21 protein-coding genes are annotated in these 18,137 nt (G+C 54.8%); 15 read left to right on the top strand and 6 right to left on the bottom strand.

Features of this window, described 5'->3' with window-relative positions; all coding sequences use genetic code 11:
• The first annotated feature begins 183 nt into the window (after positions 1-183).
• The 9 genes from KNP06_RS07545 to KNP06_RS07505 all read left to right on the top strand — a co-directional run bounded on the left by KNP06_RS07545 (position 184) and on the right by KNP06_RS07505 (position 8,498).
• Positions 184-1,620: an NADP-dependent glyceraldehyde-3-phosphate dehydrogenase gene (locus KNP06_RS07545; RefSeq protein ID WP_214712643.1), complete on the top strand. Its 1,437-nt coding sequence runs from the start codon at positions 184-186 to the stop codon at positions 1,618-1,620.
• Positions 1,621-1,721: 101 nt separating this feature from the next.
• Positions 1,722-2,699 (top strand): MBL fold metallo-hydrolase, encoded by a 978-nt coding sequence (locus KNP06_RS07540; RefSeq protein ID WP_138859308.1) that lies wholly within the window; start codon positions 1,722-1,724, stop codon positions 2,697-2,699.
• Positions 2,696-3,442 (top strand): SDR family NAD(P)-dependent oxidoreductase, encoded by a 747-nt coding sequence (locus tag KNP06_RS07535; protein WP_214712634.1) that lies wholly within the window; start codon positions 2,696-2,698, stop codon positions 3,440-3,442. Before KNP06_RS07540 ends, KNP06_RS07535 begins: the two co-directional genes overlap by 4 nt.
• Positions 3,443-3,476: 34 nt before the next feature.
• Positions 3,477-4,646, top strand: a complete 1,170-nt coding sequence (locus tag KNP06_RS07530) for an ABC transporter substrate-binding protein (protein ID WP_214712633.1) — start codon at positions 3,477-3,479, stop codon at positions 4,644-4,646.
• The gene (locus KNP06_RS07525; RefSeq protein ID WP_214712632.1) at positions 4,633-5,406 is read left to right on the top strand and encodes an ABC transporter permease subunit; all 774 of its coding nucleotides are present in this window, start codon (positions 4,633-4,635) and stop codon (positions 5,404-5,406) included. Before KNP06_RS07530 ends, KNP06_RS07525 begins: the two co-directional genes overlap by 14 nt.
• Positions 5,403-6,104, top strand: a complete 702-nt coding sequence (locus KNP06_RS07520) for an ABC transporter permease (protein WP_214712631.1) — start codon at positions 5,403-5,405, stop codon at positions 6,102-6,104. The genes KNP06_RS07525 and KNP06_RS07520 overlap by 4 nt, the downstream gene beginning before the upstream one ends.
• The gene (locus tag KNP06_RS07515) at positions 6,101-6,988 is read left to right on the top strand and encodes an ABC transporter ATP-binding protein (RefSeq protein ID WP_214712630.1); all 888 of its coding nucleotides are present in this window, start codon (positions 6,101-6,103) and stop codon (positions 6,986-6,988) included. The genes KNP06_RS07520 and KNP06_RS07515 overlap by 4 nt, the downstream gene beginning before the upstream one ends.
• Positions 6,988-7,569, top strand: coding sequence for a CDP-alcohol phosphatidyltransferase family protein (locus KNP06_RS07510; RefSeq protein WP_138859314.1), 582 nt, complete (start codon positions 6,988-6,990; stop codon positions 7,567-7,569). Before KNP06_RS07515 ends, KNP06_RS07510 begins: the two co-directional genes overlap by 1 nt.
• Positions 7,566-8,498 (top strand): NAD(P)/FAD-dependent oxidoreductase, encoded by a 933-nt coding sequence (locus KNP06_RS07505; protein ID WP_138859315.1) that lies wholly within the window; start codon positions 7,566-7,568, stop codon positions 8,496-8,498. Before KNP06_RS07510 ends, KNP06_RS07505 begins: the two co-directional genes overlap by 4 nt.
• 35 nt (positions 8,499-8,533) lie before the next feature.
• Here the strand turns inward: KNP06_RS07505 and KNP06_RS07500 are convergent, their stop codons facing one another.
• Positions 8,534-8,848, bottom strand: a complete 315-nt coding sequence (locus KNP06_RS07500; protein WP_138859316.1) for a thioredoxin family protein — start codon at positions 8,846-8,848, stop codon at positions 8,534-8,536.
• Positions 8,849-8,975: 127 nt separating this feature from the next.
• Between KNP06_RS07500 and KNP06_RS07495 the strand changes: the two genes are divergently transcribed.
• The gene (locus KNP06_RS07495) at positions 8,976-9,515 is read left to right on the top strand and encodes a PadR family transcriptional regulator (protein WP_034777872.1); all 540 of its coding nucleotides are present in this window, start codon (positions 8,976-8,978) and stop codon (positions 9,513-9,515) included.
• A 3-nt stretch (positions 9,516-9,518) separates the two neighbouring features.
• Here KNP06_RS07495 and KNP06_RS07490 read toward each other — a convergent pair whose 3' ends face one another.
• Positions 9,519-10,349, bottom strand: coding sequence for an aldo/keto reductase (locus KNP06_RS07490; RefSeq protein ID WP_251129758.1), 831 nt, complete (start codon positions 10,347-10,349; stop codon positions 9,519-9,521).
• A 76-nt stretch (positions 10,350-10,425) separates the two neighbouring features.
• On the opposite strand from KNP06_RS07490, the gene KNP06_RS07485 reads away from it, so the two are divergent.
• Together KNP06_RS07485 and fur are read left to right on the top strand one after the other, a co-directional pair.
• Positions 10,426-10,956, top strand: coding sequence for an NUDIX domain-containing protein (locus KNP06_RS07485; protein WP_214712625.1), 531 nt, complete (start codon positions 10,426-10,428; stop codon positions 10,954-10,956).
• Between the two features lie 112 nt (positions 10,957-11,068).
• Positions 11,069-11,548: a ferric iron uptake transcriptional regulator gene (gene fur, locus KNP06_RS07480; RefSeq protein ID WP_016509373.1), complete on the top strand. Its 480-nt coding sequence runs from the start codon at positions 11,069-11,071 to the stop codon at positions 11,546-11,548.
• Positions 11,549-11,594: 46 nt separating this feature from the next.
• Here fur and KNP06_RS07475 read toward each other — a convergent pair whose 3' ends face one another.
• The 4 genes from KNP06_RS07475 to KNP06_RS07460 are packed head-to-tail and all read right to left on the bottom strand — an operon-like array spanning position 11,595 to position 15,006.
• Complete coding sequence (locus tag KNP06_RS07475; RefSeq protein WP_214712623.1) at positions 11,595-12,431, bottom strand: Cof-type HAD-IIB family hydrolase; 837 nt, start codon at positions 12,429-12,431, stop codon at positions 11,595-11,597.
• A 12-nt stretch (positions 12,432-12,443) separates the two neighbouring features.
• Entirely contained in the window at positions 12,444-12,824 is a 381-nt protein-coding gene (locus KNP06_RS07470; protein ID WP_214712621.1) for a VOC family protein, read from the bottom strand.
• Positions 12,821-14,002 (bottom strand): MFS transporter, encoded by a 1,182-nt coding sequence (locus KNP06_RS07465; RefSeq protein ID WP_214712616.1) that lies wholly within the window; start codon positions 14,000-14,002, stop codon positions 12,821-12,823. Before KNP06_RS07465 ends, KNP06_RS07470 begins: the two co-directional genes overlap by 4 nt.
• A gap of 11 nt (positions 14,003-14,013) precedes the next feature.
• Positions 14,014-15,006, bottom strand: a complete 993-nt coding sequence (locus tag KNP06_RS07460) for an ROK family transcriptional regulator (RefSeq protein WP_214712615.1) — start codon at positions 15,004-15,006, stop codon at positions 14,014-14,016.
• Positions 15,007-15,231: 225 nt separating this feature from the next.
• Between KNP06_RS07460 and xerD the strand changes: the two genes are divergently transcribed.
• From xerD to KNP06_RS07445, 3 genes are read left to right on the top strand one after another with little or no spacing between them, the layout of a single operon-like run.
• Complete coding sequence (gene xerD, locus KNP06_RS07455; RefSeq protein WP_114166052.1) at positions 15,232-16,116, top strand: site-specific tyrosine recombinase XerD; 885 nt, start codon at positions 15,232-15,234, stop codon at positions 16,114-16,116.
• Positions 16,117-16,139: 23 nt separating this feature from the next.
• The gene (gene deoB / locus KNP06_RS07450; RefSeq protein ID WP_214788408.1) at positions 16,140-17,306 is read left to right on the top strand and encodes a phosphopentomutase; all 1,167 of its coding nucleotides are present in this window, start codon (positions 16,140-16,142) and stop codon (positions 17,304-17,306) included.
• A gap of 13 nt (positions 17,307-17,319) precedes the next feature.
• Positions 17,320-18,129: a purine-nucleoside phosphorylase gene (locus tag KNP06_RS07445; RefSeq protein ID WP_214788405.1), complete on the top strand. Its 810-nt coding sequence runs from the start codon at positions 17,320-17,322 to the stop codon at positions 18,127-18,129.
• The last annotated feature ends 8 nt before the right edge of the window (positions 18,130-18,137 follow it).

Genomic DNA, 18,137 nt, shown 5'->3' with positions numbered 1-18,137 from the left:
ATCGGTCGATTTGATGAACATCTACAGTTGAAAGTGTCAAAGTCGAGGCGGAATTGACAAAAAATTGACGAGTAACCGTTTACATTACATAAACTGAATCTTTATAGTTGTTCTACCGATTTGATTTTGCATACAATGGGGGTGGCAACGAGATATCAAAGCTTACTCAGGAGGCAGATAGAGATTATGAGTATGAACACGTATCCATATTTAATTAATGGACAATGGCAGGAATCAACAACGAACGAAACAATCGAACTCGTTTCACCTTATACAGAAGAAGTCGTCGGACATGTCCAGGCGATGTCTCGTGATGAAGTCGATGAGGCAATTCACGGCGCGAAAAGCGCACAACAGGAATGGGCGGCGCTTCCGGTCAACAAGCGTGCCGAACTGTTGTACGCTTGGGCGGACAAACTCGAAGAGCGCGTAGATGAGATCGGTCAAATCATCATGTGCGAAGTCGGGAAAAACTTGAGCGATGCGAAGAAAGAAGTCGTCCGGACAGCAGAAATCATTCGCTATACGGCGGAAGAAGGACTTCGCTTCACAGGCGGATTCATGCAAGGCGACTCATTCCCGGGCGGTTCGAAGAACAAGATGGCGATCATCAAGAAAGAAGCACTCGGTGTCGTCCTCGCAATCTCGCCGTTCAACTATCCGGTCAACTTGGCAGCAGCCAAAATCGCACCGGCTCTTATCACTGGTAACGCGGTCGTGTTTAAACCAGCGACACAAGGCGCTATCAGCGGTGTGAAAATGGTCGAGGCACTTCAAGATGCAGGTCTTCCGAGCGGTCTATTGAACCTCGTCACAGGACGCGGATCGGTCATCGGTGACTACTTGACGTCACACCCTGGCATCGACATGATCACATTCACAGGTGGTACCGGGACAGGTCAACACTTGTCGCAACAGGCATCGATGGTACCTGTCGTGCTCGAACTCGGCGGGAAAGATCCGGCCCTTGTCCTCGAAGATGCGGACCTCACCCTGGCTGCCGATCAAATCATCAGCGGGGCGTTCTCGTATTCAGGACAACGCTGTACGGCGATCAAGCGCGTATTCGTGCTCGAGCATCAAGCAGACGAACTCGTCGGTATGTTGAAAGAACGTGTCGAGAAGCTCACGGTCGGCTCACCGGTCGATAACAGCTTTATCGTCCCACTCATCGACAAGAAGTCGGCAGATTACGTCCAAGGTTTGATTGACGACGCCGTCAACAAACAAGCGACGGTCGTCCACGGAAACGAACGCGACGGCAACCTCCTTCATCCGACGCTCCTCGACCACGTCACGCGTGAGATGCGCGTCGCTTGGGAAGAGCCGTTCGGACCGGTGTTGCCGGTCATCCGCGTCAAGTCGCTCGACGAGATGATTGAACTCACGAACGAGTCTGAGTTCGGTCTTCAAGCGAGCGTGTTCACACAAAACGTGAACAACGCCTTCACGGTCGCCGACAAGCTCGAAGTCGGTACAGTCCAAGTGAACGGTCGCACAGAACGCGGCCCTGACCACTTCCCGTTCATCGGCGTGAAGCAATCAGGCCTCGGGGTCCAAGGGATTGGACGCAGCCTCGAGACGATGACACGCGATAAAGTTACCGTCATCAACTTATAAGTGATTGGAGAGGAGAAATCCTCTCCTTTTTTTGTGTGATTGAAATCCATTCTGATCGACAGGTATAATGAGTGAAGATAGGTGGAAGGGGTTGTGGGGACGTGGCGAACTGGATTTCAAGCCAACTGGCAAGACTCGATATACCGACGCCGTTCGAGGTCGGCAACGTGAACGTCTATGTCGTCGAACATATGAACCGTTTCTTCATGGTCGATTGTGGACCAGACACGGAAGAGGCGTGGACTTCATTGACGACACAATTGGCCGAGCTCGAACTGAATCTCGCGGATATTGATTTTTTATTTTTGACGCACCATCATGCCGACCATGCAGGGCAGGCCTGGCGTTTACGTGACGCCTCGATTCCTGTATATGGACACGAGAAGCTCGTTCGCTATTTGGAACAGACACCGAACTTCATCAAACGGGGCAACCAGTTCTTACACGACTTGGCGCACTGGTTTGGTACACCCGAGTCGATTGTGAACAAACTGCCTGATTATCGGGAAGCGCTTCGTTGGATCGGTCCGACGACCGTCACGATGACGTTCGAGGACGGTCAGGATGTGACGAGTGACGGGGCATGGAAGACGATCCATCTGCCTGGTCATGCGAGTGACCAGCTCGGTCTGCTTGGTCCAGGCGGTGTCTTGATCGCGGGTGATCATTTGATCGATACGGTTGAACCGAACCCGCTCATTGAACAACCGTACGAGGAGGAAGGGTTTGCCTCACCGGTCGTCCTGTATCTCGATTCGCTCCGAAAACTTCAAGATGTCGATTTAAAGCTCGTCGTGAGCGGGCACGGGGAACCGATTCAAAAACCGCGACCGTTGATCGAGGCGCGCATCGCCCAGCGTTATGAACGGAGTGAGTTGCTGCTCGCCGATTGGGTCGACGGGTTGAGCGTGTTCGATTGGTCGATGCGCCTCTATGGCCGCAAGATGCGTCGGGCGATGCCGCTCGTCTTCAGTGAGGTGTTCGCGCGCTTGACGTTGCTCGAGGAACGTGGCCGCGTCGTCAAACGGTTGAAGGACGGAAAATGGATCTATATGAGAGCGGAGGAATTTGTGGAATGAGACATATTGTGATCACGGGTGCGTCGAGCGGCTTTGGGGCCGCGCTGGCGCATTCTTTTTATGAGGCGGGTGCCCGCTTGACATTGATTGCACGAAGTGAGGACCGATTGCGTGAACTCGGCACGAAACTATCGGCCGATTGGCTCGTCGCCGACGTCTGTACCGAATACGAGACGCTCGTGGCAAACGTCGAACGAACATACGGGCCAATCGACGTCTGGGTGAACAATGCCGGTATCGGTGAGTTCGACCGGGTCGTCGATCAATCGACCGACGTCATCGAGGAGACGATGCGCTTGAACGCGATCGCCCCGATGATGCTCGCACGTGACTGTGCCCGGTCGATGCGCCGCGGCAGCACGATCATCAACGTCTGCTCGCAAGCGGCGAAAGTACCGACGCCGAAGTCGGCCGTCTATGCCGGTTCAAAGGCGGCGTTACTTCAGTTCTCAAACGCGCTTCGGTTGGAACTGAAGCCGGAAGGGATTCATGTGTTGACGGTCAATCCGGGTCCGATCGCTACACCGTTCTTTCTCCGGGCCGACAAGAGTGGACGTTACGAGGCGAGCGTGAAATCGATTATGCTCGACCCCGATCGTCTCGCAAAACGCGTCGTCGCTGCATGTGAGGCGACAAAACGTGAAGTGAACGCCCCATGGTGGATGAATCTTGGCGCAAAACTGTACGCAATGTGCCCGGTCATGTTCGAGCGGCTCGCAAAACGGGGATTTGACAGAAAGTAAATGGGTCAACACAGAGAAAAAAGGGGGAGACACGATGCGCCGATTGAAACAATTTGGCTTGATGCTGTCACTCGTCTTCCTCGCTGCCTGCGGGACGACGCGCGCCGAAATCGCACCGACGTTCGAACAGGCGGCTGAAGAAGCGAAACAGTCGACGGTCAATTTCTATATGTGGGGAGGCGATGACGGCATCAATCGCTATATCGATGAATATGTCGCGCCCCGTCTGAAAGAGACGTATGACGTGGAATTGAACCGCGTCCCGATGGACACGGCCGAATTCGTGCGCCAATTGTCGCTCGACAAACGGGCGAACCGAGAAGAAGGCACCATCGATCTGATGTGGATCAATGGGGACAATTTCCGTAACGCCGCCGAGGCGGAGTTGCTCCAAGGCGACCTGCTCGACAAAATCCCGAACGCCGCGCTGTTGAACGAAGAAGCCCAGGCAACTGATGCGGGCACCCCGACCGACGGGCTCGAGGTCGCCTGGGGGAACGTGCAGTTCGTCATGCACTATGATGCGGACAAAGTGAAAAATCCGCCGACGACGTTCGACGAATTACATCGTTGGACCGAAGAAAATCCGGGCCGTTTCACGTATCCTGAAGTGACAGACTTCACGGGCAACGCGTTCGTGCGCCATCTGCTCTACGCCGAGTATGGGACTGCGGCCGGTGACGGAGAGATTCCAGACGAGTTCTGGGAGAAGCTTGCGACGTGGTCGCCGACCCTATGGAAACAAGGGTCAACATATCCGAAGTCACTCGCCCAACTCGACCAGTTGTACGCCGCGGGTGACGTCTGGATGACGATGGGCTTCAATGAGCGCCGGGCCGAGGCGGAACGTAACGAGGGCGTGTTCCCGAAGGGGACACGGGCACTCGTGCTCGAGCATTCAATCGCCTCGACGCATTTTCTCGCCGTTCCGTTTAACGCCAAAAATCCGAACGGTGCGCTCGTCGTCATCAATGAGTTACTGTCACCGGAAGCCCAGCTCGCCAAACAAGATGCGACATACTGGGGGGACGGGACATCGCTTGATTTGACGAAACTCGATGCGTCCGACCGTGACGCCTTCTTGAAGCTTGATGACGGGGTCACTTATCCTGATCCGGAACGTCTCGCCGAACGATCGATTCCCGACTATGGGCCGGCCGTGATTGACGCAATTCGCGAGGAGTGGGAACGTGTCGCGCAGTAGTCTATGGATCAGTCTGTTCGTTCTGGCCTTGCCGTTCACCGGTGTCGCCTTCTTGATCTACGAGACCGTCGGCTTCGACTGGTCTGAGTTGAACGATGAGGCCTGGCGCGCCAGTCTCGCCGTGACGCTGTATGTGACACTCGTCTCGACGGCCATGTCCCTTGTCATCGGGACATGGCTCGCCCGGTCGGTGTACCGACGCCGGTCGACATGGCTCGCGTCGCTACTCAGATGGCCGATGTTCGTCCCGCACGTCGCGGCCGCGTATTTATTTTATGTCTTGTTCTCGAGTGGCTTCCCGTTCTATGGGGTGGTGGAGGCGAACGAACGTCACCACCTCGTCGTCATTTTGACGTACGTTTGGAAAGAGGTGCCGTTCGTTTTTTTGATGGTGGTCGGCACATACGGCCAACTGAATCCAGGGTATTTGGATATGGCTAAGACGCTCCAGCTCAAACCGCTCGAACAGTTCAGAGTGGCCGAATGGCCATTTCTCATCAAACCGCTCCTCGACTCGTTCTGGGTGCTCGTGGCGTTCATCTCGTTCGCCTATGAAGTGCCGGCTTTGCTAGGTGTCACGTACCCCGAGCTGCTCGGGGTACTCGCCTACGAGCGATTGACGACTGGTCTGTTTTTAAATGCATTCGAGTCGTATGCGGTCGCGCTCGCTTGGACATTGTTCATCTTCAGCGGCGTCATCGCATCCTACGCTTTGACGGCCAAGCGGAGACGCCGAATCGAACGGGGGGTGAGACGATGAGTCGACTTCTCGTCGCTTGTTTCGTCGTCTTTCCGTTCGCCGGGTTGTTTTTGACGTTCCCGACGTCGCCCACGTGGGACGAGGCGATTTTGAATACGGTCGCCTACGTGGTCGCCGTGGCGCTCATCAACGTTTGGCTCGGCATCGGGACGGCCTGGTGGCTCTTGTTCACCGAGTCGAAATGGAAGGCGTGGGTCGAGTGGCTCACGTTTCTGCCATTGTTTATCCCCGTCTTGGCGAGCATGTTCGGCATGTATATCGCCCTCGCCCAAGTCGGACTCATCGGGACGTACACGGGGGTCGGGCTCGTCCTACTCGTCACGACGTTGCCGTATTCGATTCGATTGGCATACAACGCCATGTACGTGATCGGGAGACCGCTCCTCGAACAGTCACTGACGCTCGCGCCGCTCACCCGGATCGGGTTCGTCCTATTCCCGCTCATGAAAGAGTCGGTCCGGACGATCGTCTTGTTCTCGACCGTCATCGTGTTGAGTCAATTCGTGCTCGTCCAATTGATCGGGGCCGGACTCGTCCCGACGGTCACAACGCGACTGTATCAGGCCTACGCAGGCAATGACGTCTCATTGGCGTTACAAAATACATGGGTGCTCGTCTCGTTGCCGGCCTTATTTTATATCGGGCTCGGTGCGATGTTTGGCATCTGGATTAGATTGGTGAAGGGGCGTTTGCAATGAGCTTGGTATTGTCAGGAATACGAAAACGTTTTAAAGACCGCAATGTGTTGTGCGGCATCGATCTCACTATCCCGAACGGAGAAATCCATGCCCTCGTGGGTGTGAGCGGTTCCGGGAAGTCGACACTGCTCCGCATCGTCGCCGGACTTGAGACGCTTGATGCCGGGTCGGTGACGTGGGATGAGATACCGCTCGATGGGGTACCGCCTCACTTGCGCCGGATTACGATGTTGTCCCAATCCCCGCTCTTGTTTCCGCATCTGACAGTCGGCGAGAACGTGACGCTCGCCACGCCGAACCGGTCACGGGAAGAAGCGGAAGCGTGGCTCACCCGAGTCAAGCTTCCCGGCCGATACGACGCTGAAATTCATGAATTGTCTGGAGGGGAACAGCAACGCGCGAGCTTCGCCCGGGCGCTCGCTGCCGCGCCTCGACTCATTCTGCTCGATGAGCCGTTCACGAACCTCGACCCCGGTCTCAAATCCGAGTTGCAACGACTGATTCGTGACCTCGTCCGTGAACTCGAGTTGACGGCGCTCCTTGTGACCCACGACCGGGAAGAAGCGATGCTCGTCGCCGACCGGGTGACATTACTCGAGACGGGTCGGGTTCTGGTGACCGGTACGCCGGGACGTTTATCCGAGACGGAGTCGACGTTCGGTGACTTTGTCGAAGTGAGCGGTACGCTGCTTCCGTCGACCGATATCGACGTGTCGACAGAGGCGACGTCCGATTCGATCGTGCTCGTCCGGACGTTCATTCGCTTCGGGCATCATTTCGGCGAGTACCGGCGCCCGACCGGGGAATATGTCATCTTACCGCGGAGCGAATCGTTCAAAGTCGGAGAGACGTATTATTTGCGACAGAAACAAGGAGGAATTTGATGTTAGACACATACGGTAGCCGCTTCGTCCGTCCCGTCATCGAGCGCGGGGCCGATCGGCTTTTGAAATGGAACTTTACCCCGAACGAGGTGACGATCCTCGGAGGCATCATCGGTGTCTCGGTCGGTCTGTTCATTTATAACGATATGTTGTGGACGGCCGTGTTGCTGTTATGGGTGTCGGGTCTCTTCGACGTCCTCGATGGGACGATGGCCCGGCGCTCCCAAAAGACGGGGTTCGGCACGGTGCTCGACCTCGTCTTCGACCGTATCGTCGAGATTGCCGTCGTCATCGCGCTCGCTCTACGACATCCTGAACATATGCCGATCTTCCTGCTCTTGCTCGGGTCGTTCGTCGTGGCGATGACGTTATTCCTCGCCGTCGGGGCGAGCAGCTCACGCCGTTCAGAGAAATCATTTTATTATCAGCCTGGTATTTTGGAGCGGACGGAATGTTTCATCTTGTTCACGCTCATGATTCTTTTCCCGACATGGATCGGCGTCATCGCGACGATTTTCCTCGTGCTTGAAGTGTTCACGATCCTCCAACGTTTGTTTGAAGCAAGGCGGATTCTAAGATGAAGCCGCGCCTTGTCTTGGTCGGGCTCGGTCATGGGCAGCTCGAGATTCTAGAACATCTCGATGCGCTTAACGAAAACTACGAAGTGTCGTATATCGGTGGACGAGAGGCGATTTATACGGGTGCGTTTCCTCAAGTGATCGCTGGCGAGATGGAATCGGCGACGACGCGGTTGCGTCGTGACGTCTCTCCCGTCGCCGAGCGCCTGATCGGTCTCGATCCGGATGCGCGCCTCGTCGAAACCGATCGCGGCCACGTCGCATATGACATCCTCGTGCTCGCGACCGGTGCGAAGAGTCGTGGGATCGGGAACCGGTTAAAACCGATGACGACAAACATGCTGGACGAGATTTTACAGAGTGATGCAATCACGATCGTCGGCGGGGGCAAAGCCGGAGTCGAACTCGCCTTCGCTTGCCTCAGACAGAAGCAACGCGTGACGCTCTATGCTCGTGACATCTTACCCGAACTTCCCCGTCATGTCGGGCGACAGATGGCGCGACGTCTCGTCCGCAGCGGCGTGATGCTCATTCTGACGTCGTTCCAACCAGGGACTCAGACAGAGGGACTCGTCTTAGACGCGACCGGTGTCGTTCCTGATGAGTTTTGGTCTGAGGCTGGACTTGCGGACGATGGGGCGTTCATCGACACGGAAGACGATTTGCGACACCCGGTCTACCGCGAGATTTATATCACCGGGGATATGGCGGCCCGATTGAACGGTGGTGTCGATGCCGTCCGTTCGGGTCGGCATGTCGCCCGTCAACTGCTCGGTACGCCACGCCGGTTCAAATCGCGGACGTCGCTCAATATTTTGTTGACGACCCCAGGACGGGCACTCTTGACGTTCGGGAAGCTGACATGGCACGGTCGTCTGCCGTTTTGGCTAAAGCGGCGCATCGACCGGCGTTATCTCGAGCGCTTCAAGTGAACAAAAAAAGACGACCACGACGGCCGTCTTTTTGTTTACGCGTTCAACGTATCGAGGAACGAGCGGATTTGCATCTCCGTCTTGGCGTTCGCCGAGTGGAGGTGTTCTTGTTTGACGCCTTCTTGATAGAAAAGAAGTGAGGGGATGCCTCGGACTTCTTGCGCGTCCGACAGTTCAGGCAACTCGTCGCGGTCGACGACGTACCAGTTGAACTGCGGATAATCTTTGACTAGTTCGTCGACGTACATATCAAGACGACGGCAGTCGGGACACCATGATGTCGTAAAGATGACCATACCTTTATTTTGGATGGCCTCTTGGAATTGTTGATCAGATTGGATCGGTTTCATAAAAATCTCTCCCTTCACATATATTGTCTGTGTATTCGTAACGGGCGTCAACCGATTGGCATTCTCGGTCGTATCGCAATATGTGATACACTTATAAAAATAGAACCGCAAGGGATAGGTGATGGTTATGGCGTTACGTCATGCACTACTCGGGTTATTGACCCATCAACCCGCTACCGGCTATGCCTTGAACGCGACGTTCAAAGCACAAATGATTCATTTTTGGCACGCCCATCATACACAGATTTATCGCGAACTGTTAAAGATGGAAGACGAATCACTCGTCTCCTCTGAGCACGTCGCTCAACATGACTTACCGGATAAAAAGATTTATTCAATCACCGAGGCGGGACGTCAAGAGCTAATCGACTGGCTCCGGCAACCGACCTCGTACCAACCGAAGATGAAAGATGAGAACTTGCTACGGGTCAGCCTCCTGCAACTACTCCCGCTCGACGAGGCGATCCGTTACGTCGAGGAGACGAAAGCGCATCATGAACAAGTCGCTCATCAGATTCGGGCGTTTCAAGCGGCGCACCAGTCCGAGGCTGACACGCTCGGTTATTTACTGACGAGCGAGTACGCCATCCGGATGATGGAAAATTACGCCGGTTGGGCTGATTGGGCCATCGAACAGATGAAACAGCGAGACAAACATGCGACCTGACGTTCAGGTCGCATGTTTTGTGTAGGGTTGGACCGGCAGCCGGTTCAACAGATCGTCGAGTTTGTGCGAATCGACGGCGTATTGATGAGCGGCGATCAAGTCGTTCAATTGGTCGACCGAGGACGCGCCCGGTAGGACGACGGCACATGTCCGCTCCGCGGCTGCGAGGGCGTACGCTTGAATCGGTTCGGGAATCGTCGGCATCAAGTCGCGCAACTCCGCTTCAGTCCAAGATTCAAAGCCCTTCTCCGACAAGCGGGCAGACCATTCGTCGGTCAGTATGCCTTTGGCGAGCGGACCGCGCCCGACGATCGGGATGTCGAGTTCGAGCGTTTCGATGCGGCGGTCGAGCAGGGAGTACGGGGTCATCAAGACATCGAGCTCTCCGTGTTCGAGCCAGTAGCGGATGACGTTCGGGCGAATCGAGGACAGTCCGATTTGGCGGATGGCGCCAGCTTGTTTCTGTCGACGCATGAAATCGATTGTCGCGTCCAGGTCGTCTTCCATCGTGCCGCCATGAACGTAATATAAGTCCAAGTAATCCGTCTGTAAGCGTTCGAGAGAATCGTGTAGGGCCTGTTCTAAATAGGAGGGGGTTGGATTCCAACGCATTCCGTCCCCTGTCCATTGATTCCCGCCTTTACTGGTCAAGAACAGTTCGTTCCGACGTCCGGCGAACGTCGAGCCGACGAGTTTTTCGACTTCGAAATGGTCATAGACGTCGGCCGTATCAAAGTGGAGGATGCCAGCCGCATAGGCGGCCTCTAAAATCTGTCGCGCTTCCGCCTCGCCATGTTTCAAAATCGACATAGTTCCTAATCCTAACTCTGCCATTGATAATTCCTCCTTGTTCCGTCTGTCAATATGAATCATAATTACAGTATATAGGAAAAGGTGAGGGGTACATACAATGGAAGAGAAAACGATTGAACGGGAAGTCATTTACGAAGGAAAGATCTTTAACGTGGAGAAGCACGTCGTGTCACTCCCGAACGGAGGGACGTCGGTCCGCGAACTCGTCTATCACAACGGGGCCGTCGCCGTCCTCGTCGTCGATGAAGACGACCGCATCGTCCTCGTCGAGCAGTACCGGAAAGCGTTCGAATCGATGTCGCTCGAAATTCCGGCCGGAAAATTGGAAGTTGGTGAGGAGCCGCTTGCGAGCGCGAAGCGCGAGCTCGAAGAAGAGACCGGTTATACGGCCGAGAACCTTGAAAAAATCTTCTCGTTTTACGGGGCACCCGGCTTTTGTAGCGAACGGGTCGACGTCTACGTCGCACACGGCTTGACGGCCGGTGTGATGAACCTCGATGAAGACGAATTTTTACAAGTCCAACGCTTTACGTTCGAGGAGGCGGTCGACTTGCTGGCTAGCGGACGCATCACCGACGCGAAGACGATCATGGCGATTCAATGGTGGCAATTATCTAAATTGAAATGATTCTAAACTAGAGTGACATATGTTACACTTACATAGGAATCATTTTAATTTGAAAAACCGAACGAATTTCGGTATGCTTTGAATAGTGAATTATGCAAAGAGGGGGCGCCTTATGGAAACGCGAATTGAACGGATCAAACAGCAATTGAGCGCCAAAGGATATAAATTGACACCGCAACGAGAATCAACTGTCCGAATTCTACTTGAGAATGAGACAGACCATTTGAGTGCGGAGAACGTGTTCATGCTCGTCAAAAGCATCGCACCGGAAATCGGGCTCGCGACCGTCTATCGGACGCTCGAGCTCTTGACCGAGCTTGGGGTCGTCGACAAAGTCAACTTCGGTGACGGCGTCGCCCGTTTCGACCTCAGACCAGAAGGCGCGAACCATTCGCACCACCATCTCGTCTGTGTCGAGTGCGGTTCAGTCGAAGAAATCATGGAAGACTTGCTCGTCGACGTCGAGAAGAAAGTCGAAAGCAAATACGAATTTTTAATCAAAGACCATCGCTTGACGTTTCACGGCATCTGTAAAGTGTGCCAAGCCAAAGGCGTCACGCTTGAGGGTCATAAAGCAGTCATCAACGGATAAAGCAAGACAGGCAGCCTCTTAAAGGCTGCCTGTCTTTTGTATGTCGTCACGTCGTCAAATAACGGGACAAGACGGTGGCGATGCCATCGTGATTGTTCGACAGCGTGATTTCGTTCGCAATAGCCTTGATGTCTTTGACGGCGTTGTCCATCGCGACCCCGATGCCGGCATACTCGATGATGGAGCGGTCGTTATGGCCGTCCCCGAACGCGATGACGTGCTCGCGGTCAATCCCAATCTCCCGGAACACGTGATCGAGTGCCCGGGCCTTGTCGATGCCGAGATCCGTGAACTCATAGTACATGGCTGCCGTGAACATGCCCGTCACGCGGTCCTTGAACGGTCCGGCGAGCAAGTCGGCATGGGCCTGTAGATAGTCCGGCTGTCCGGCGACGAGGATTTTATAAATCGGGAAGGTGATGGCGTCGGCGAGTCGCGGCTCTTCCCGCAATTGGAACCGTCCGCCGCGCGACTCATATTCGATGATATTGAACGGCTTACCATTTAACTCGAGCATGCCGCTGAAGACGTCATTGACGTACATATACGTCTCGTCATTGATCATCGGGATGACGTCGAATCCGGTCAAATGATCCAAGATGGCAATCGCGTCGTCCTGATCGATGGCCTGTTCGAACAGCGTCTCGTTCGTTCTGGCATCGGTCACACATGCCCCGTTCGAGGACACGAGGAGACCGCCATACTCGTGGAGCCGGAGCTCGTCGGCGAACGGTTCGATGCCCCGTTTCGGTCGGCCCGAGGCGAGGACGACTTTGACACCCTCGGCCTGCAAATCGAGGAGCGTCTGTTTCGTTTGGGGTGAGATGAGTTTTTGATCGTTCAATAGCGTTCCGTCGAGGTCTAATAAGATGGCTTTGATCATGGTGTCGTCTCCTTATATGGTCAATTCGAGTTTGTTTTGTTCCGGATCGAGGAAGACGCTCTCGTAATAGCCGTCCCCGGTCGTCCGCGGACCATCGACAAGCGGATAGCCGTCGGCCTCGAGCCGTCGCGTCAACGTGTCGACCGCTACTTTGCTGCCAAGCGCGAACGCGATATGTGCGTAGCCAACCGTTTCACGAGGTGTGCCTTGGATGTCCGGGCGGCGCATCAACTCGAGTCGGCACGTCGAATCAGGGAACGTCAGGAAATACGATTCGAACTGTTTCTGTTCGTTCGTATACTTGTCGTTCGCCGTTGCCCCGAGATACGTCTCATAAAAACGGCGCATCTGTTCAAGTTCGTTCACCCAGAGGGCGACGTGTTCGATCTTCATGTGGGTTCCTCCTTTGATTGTTGATGCATGATGACATTCAAGCGTTCCGTGTTCAAGAGCATCCCAACCATGATCAAAACGGCCACGAGCGGGAATAGACCGAGCGATGTCTGGGACACGACGAGACCGAATAGCGGTGGCAGGAACGTGCTGCCCGTGTAGGCGAACGCCATCTGGAAGCCCATCAAGCGTTTGGCCCGTTCCGCACCGAACCGCTGCGGCGTCTCATGGAGCATGCTCGGGTAAATCGGAGCTAGCCCGAGACCGATACAAATTAAGCCGATCAACATGGTTTCAGTCGTCGGAATGAGAAATACGAGGCTACCGATTAAGGCGAGGGTTTGCCCGAGTCGGATCATCTGTCGATTCGTGAAGCGGAATGACAGGAACCCGCTCAAGAAACGCCCGAGCGTGATGCTGCCGTAATAGATCGATACCCACGTCGCGGCCGTCGCGACCGAAAACTGTTTCATCTGGACGAGGTAACTGCTGGCCCACAGTCCGATGAGCGCTTCAATGCCGCAATAAAGAAGGAACGTGGCTAGTGCATACGAGACGCCTTTCGGCAGTTTTCGATCGAGCGCGGTCACGGCCGTCTCTTGTCGTTCGAGCGAGGAGGGTTCCGTTTTGACTTCGCGCTTCCAGAGCGGGAACGACAGGAGCAAGAGGAAGGCGAGCGCGAACTGAATCAACGCGACAATCAAATAGCCATCGCGCCAACCGTTCTCCGTCAAGACGCCGGCCATGACGAGCGGTCCGCCCGTCGCTCCGACGCCCCAAAAACAATGGAGCCAGTTCATATGGTGCGCCTTATAGTTTTCCGCGACGTAATGGTTGAGCGCGGCATCGACCGCGCCGGCGCCAAGTCCGAGCGGAATCGATAGGACAAACAGCCAAATCAAGGACGGGGCCGCGTAAAAACCGAGCAGGCACAGAGCCGTCACGAGCCCGGAGCCGAATGTGACTTGTTTCGTATCGAACCGTTCGAGCAATCGGCCACTGAGCAGGCTCGATAAAATCGTCCCCGCGGCGATGGTCATAAAAATCCATCCGGCCATCGAGATCGGGGCGTTGAACTCGACGTGCATCAACGGCCAACCGACACCGAGCAAGGCGTCGGGCAGACCGAGACTGATAAAAGCGATGTAAATCACGGCCAATAATAAAAATCCTGTCATGGTACACCTCTTCAAATTGATTCAAGCATCAACCCGACGCAACGTCGAGCCAAGCCTGCAAAATAATCTTCCTCCCAGTTGCCAATCAATAAATCTGGCATGTGAGCCACCGGAATGTGACGTTGGCAAGCATGCCTGATTGCCTCCAACTCAGGATCGACGAGATCGACATCCGAAAAAATGATGGCGTTCGGATTCAGCGTCGCGGTGAACGTCGCGACAAGCCGACCGAGCGCATCGAAAGCGGAATCCGAAAGCGGGGTCGCTCGCTCGCTCTCCATCCGATTATGAAACGTCGAATCGTCGTAAAGGGGTAAAAACGAGATTTCCCCGCTGAATCCCGTCTTGCCGCGGATGAGCTGTTCGTTGATGAGAATCCCGGCACCGGGTCCGTTCTTTCCTAAATAGATGTAGACGATAGATTGGTCACCGGCGAGTTCTTGCGTGTGTCCGTATCCATAGACGGCAGCGTTCATATCGTTCTCGATGACGGCAGGGCGATTGGAACGCGACTCGACCCAACTTTTCAAGTCGAGGTGTGCGAACGTCGGATAGTCCGGGGCGAAGATGACCGTCCCATCTGCGACGGCCGCTGCGACACCGATGGAGATCGCGCTCATATCGGGGGTTCGGTCCAACTGTCGGTCGAGCACCGAGCCGAGCGCACCGAGGTGGTCCCCGTGTAGAATCTCCTGCGTCCCGTCGTCGATCGTCGTACCGATGCTATCGATGACACGATAGCGGACGACCGACTTCTCGACGTACAGCGTCAATCCGTGCGTGAACCGCTCATTATAGATGTAACGTTTGGCTGGGCGACCACCGCGTGAATCCTCAAAACCTTGTTCAAACACTTCACCGGCCTCCATCAACTGCTCCAACTGCTTCTTGACGGTCGGAAAACTGAGCCGGGTCGCTTCTGAGATGGCGGCGATGGTCGAATGACCGGATAAGACGAGTTGACGTCTGACGGCGACCGTCAGATTAGTAATGGTCTGGTCCATAGACGACTCCTTTCAAACTTTTTAAATCATTTTAATAAGTCGACTTGAGTGTACCAAATCATGATGAGATTTGTAAGCCCTCAATCGAAATATATGCGTGAAAACCTCACCAATTCCTGTCACAAAAAAGCTTTAAAAAAAATGAGGTCAGACGTCTTCACAACGGTTTACATAAGTGATATGATGTAAGCGTATTCAGGTGTAGCGAGGAAGGAGGGGGATGTCATGCGTTCGCAAGTCGAGTTATTTTTGCAGTATATGACGGTTGAGAAACGAATGTCCACGAACACGAGACAAGCCTATGCGAGCGATTTGACCCAGTACTTATCGACACTTACCCAACTCGGGGTGACAGAATGGAATGAAGTCACGCGGGCACACATCGTCAAACATATGGAAGAGTTATCGCAAGCCGGTCGGGCTGCTTCATCACTCCGACGGGCCGTCAGTTCGATTCGGACGTTCCATCATCATTTGAAGATGACAGGTGGTGCAACGACTGACCCGGCACTTTATTTGGAGACGCCGAAAGCGGAACGGCATCTGCCAGACACGTGGTCTCAAGATGAAGTTGAACGGTTGCTCGACAGTGTGCCGACGTCAGACCCGCTCGCGCTCCGCGATCGGGCCATGCTCGAACTGCTCTACGGAACGGGCATGCGCGTCAGCGAACTTCTTGGGCTTGATTTGGATGATTTACAGTTCGAATTGGGGTATCTACAGTGTGAAGGCAAAGGCGAGAGCGCCCGGATCATCCCGGTGTCGTCTGTCGCCCAAGGTTTTGTCGAACGCTATATCCAACAGGCCCGTAACGGGCTCGGCGGTCGGGAGACCGAGGCGTTGTTCTTGAACGGGCGCGGCGGAAGGCTCAGCCGTCAAGGGTTCTGGAAGATGATCAAACGACGGGCCAAAGAGGCCGGCATCCAAAAAGAGATCACGCCACACGTGCTCCGTCATTCGTTCGCGACACACTTGCTCGAGAACGGGGCCGATCTTCGGGCCATCCAACAGATGCTTGGGCATGCCGATCTCTCCACGACTCAAATCTACACACATGTCAATAAGGCACGACTCCACGATGTCTATCGAAAACATCATCCGCGTGCGTAAAGACACTAAAGGAGGAACTTTTTGTGAAGAAATTTAAACGTATTTTCTTGGTCGTCATGGACTCGGTCGGGATTGGGGAAGCCCCAGATGCCGACCAGTTCGGAGACGTCGGTTCAGACACGCTCGGGCATATCGCTCGTGAACACGGTGGGTTGAACATGCCGAACATGGGCCGCCTCGGGCTGTCGAACATCAAGCCGATTGACGGCATCGAAGTGTCGACGACACCGAGCGCCTACGGACGCATGGAAGAAATCTCGGCCGGGAAAGACACGATGACTGGCCACTGGGAGATCATGGGCCTTCATATCGATACGCCTTTCCGCGTGTTCGAAGAATTCCCGGACGATTTGATCGACCGGCTCAAAGAGTTCAGCGGCCGTGACATCATCGGCAACAAGCCGGCATCAGGGACAGAGATCTTGGATGAGCTCGGCGAAGAGCATGTCAAAACAGGTGCCTTGATCGTCTATACATCAGCTGACTCGGTGCTCCAAATCGCGGCGCACGAAGAAGTCGTCCCGCTCGAAGAGTTGTACCGCATCTGCGAATACGCCCGTGAAATCACGCGCGAAGACCCGTACATGCTCGGCCGCATCATCGCCCGACCGTTCCTCGGAACGCCTGGCGCGTGGGTCCGGACATCTAATCGTCACGACTATGCGCTCAAGCCGTTCGGCAAGACGGTCATGAACACGCTCGAGACGGCAGGGAAAGATGTGATCGCTCTCGGGAAAATCAGCGACATCTATGACGGCGAAGGTGTCACGAAAGCGATTCGGACAAAATCGAACATGGATGGCATGGACAAACTCGTCGAATCGCTCGATGAAGAGTTCGAAGGTCTCTGCTTCTTGAACCTCGTCGACTTCGATGCGCTCTTCGGTCACCGCCGTGACCCAGAAGGCTATGCGATCGCGCTTGAAGAGTATGACGCCCGTCTACCGGAAGTAATGGAGAAGTTGCGTGAAGACGACTTGCTCATCATTACGGCCGACCACGGGAACGACCCGACGGCACCGGGAACGGACCATACGCGTGAATATGTGCCGCTCATCGTCCATCATCACGGTTCGACAGCGGTCGACCTCGGCATCCGCGGAACGTTCGCCGATATCGGCGCCACAGTGGCCGATAACTTCGACGTCGATGCACCAGCACACGGAAAGAGTTTCTTAAACGAAATTTGAGGAGGCATTACTCATGGTAAATTGGAACGAAACAAAGGCATTTTTACAGGAACGCATGAACGGAACACCAGAAATCGGACTCATTCTCGGCTCAGGTCTCGGCGTCCTCGCGGATGAAATCGAGAACGCGGTGAAAATCCCTTATGAGGATATCCCGCACTTCCCGGTATCGACCGTCGAAGGCCACGCCGGCCAACTCGTCTTCGGGGACCTCGAAGGAAAACGCGTCGTCGCGATGCAAGGACGGTTCCACTTCTATGAAGGCTACTCAATGGAACAAGTGACGTTCCCGGTCCGCGTCCTCAAATTGATCGGTGTCGAAACGCTCATCGTCACGAATGCGTCTGGTGCTTGCAACGAGTCGTTCAACCCGGGGGACTTGATGATCATTACGGATCACATCAACTTCTTCGGTACGAGCCCACTCATCGGTAAGAACGCGAGCGACTTCGGAACACGTTTCCCGGACATGTCAGAAGCGTACGATAAGGAGCTCGTCACATTGACGGAAGGCGTCGCCACAAAACTTGGACTTTCTGTTCAAAAAGGCGTCTACTTCGGGAACACGGGTCCGACGTATGAGACACCGGCCGAAGTGAAGATGGCTCGCCTGCTCGGAGGCGACGTTGTCGGCATGTCGACGGTGCCTGAAGTCATCGTGGCCCGTCACTCAGATATGCGAGTGCTCGGCATCTCGTGCGTATCGAACATGGCAGCCGGGATTTTAGATCAACCGCTCAACCATGAAGAAGTCATCGAGACGACAGAACGCGTCCGCCAAGACTTCCTTTCACTCGTACGCGGCACGATTCAAAGCATGTAACCACTACC

The sequence above is a fragment of the Exiguobacterium sp. s21 genome (genome assembly GCF_018617975.1).
In the GTDB taxonomy this organism is placed as follows: Bacteria; Bacillota; Bacilli; order Exiguobacteriales; family Exiguobacteriaceae; genus Exiguobacterium; species Exiguobacterium mexicanum_A.
The sequence above is the reverse complement of the archived record's forward strand: the minus strand, read 5'-3'. Positions and strand labels throughout refer to the sequence as shown.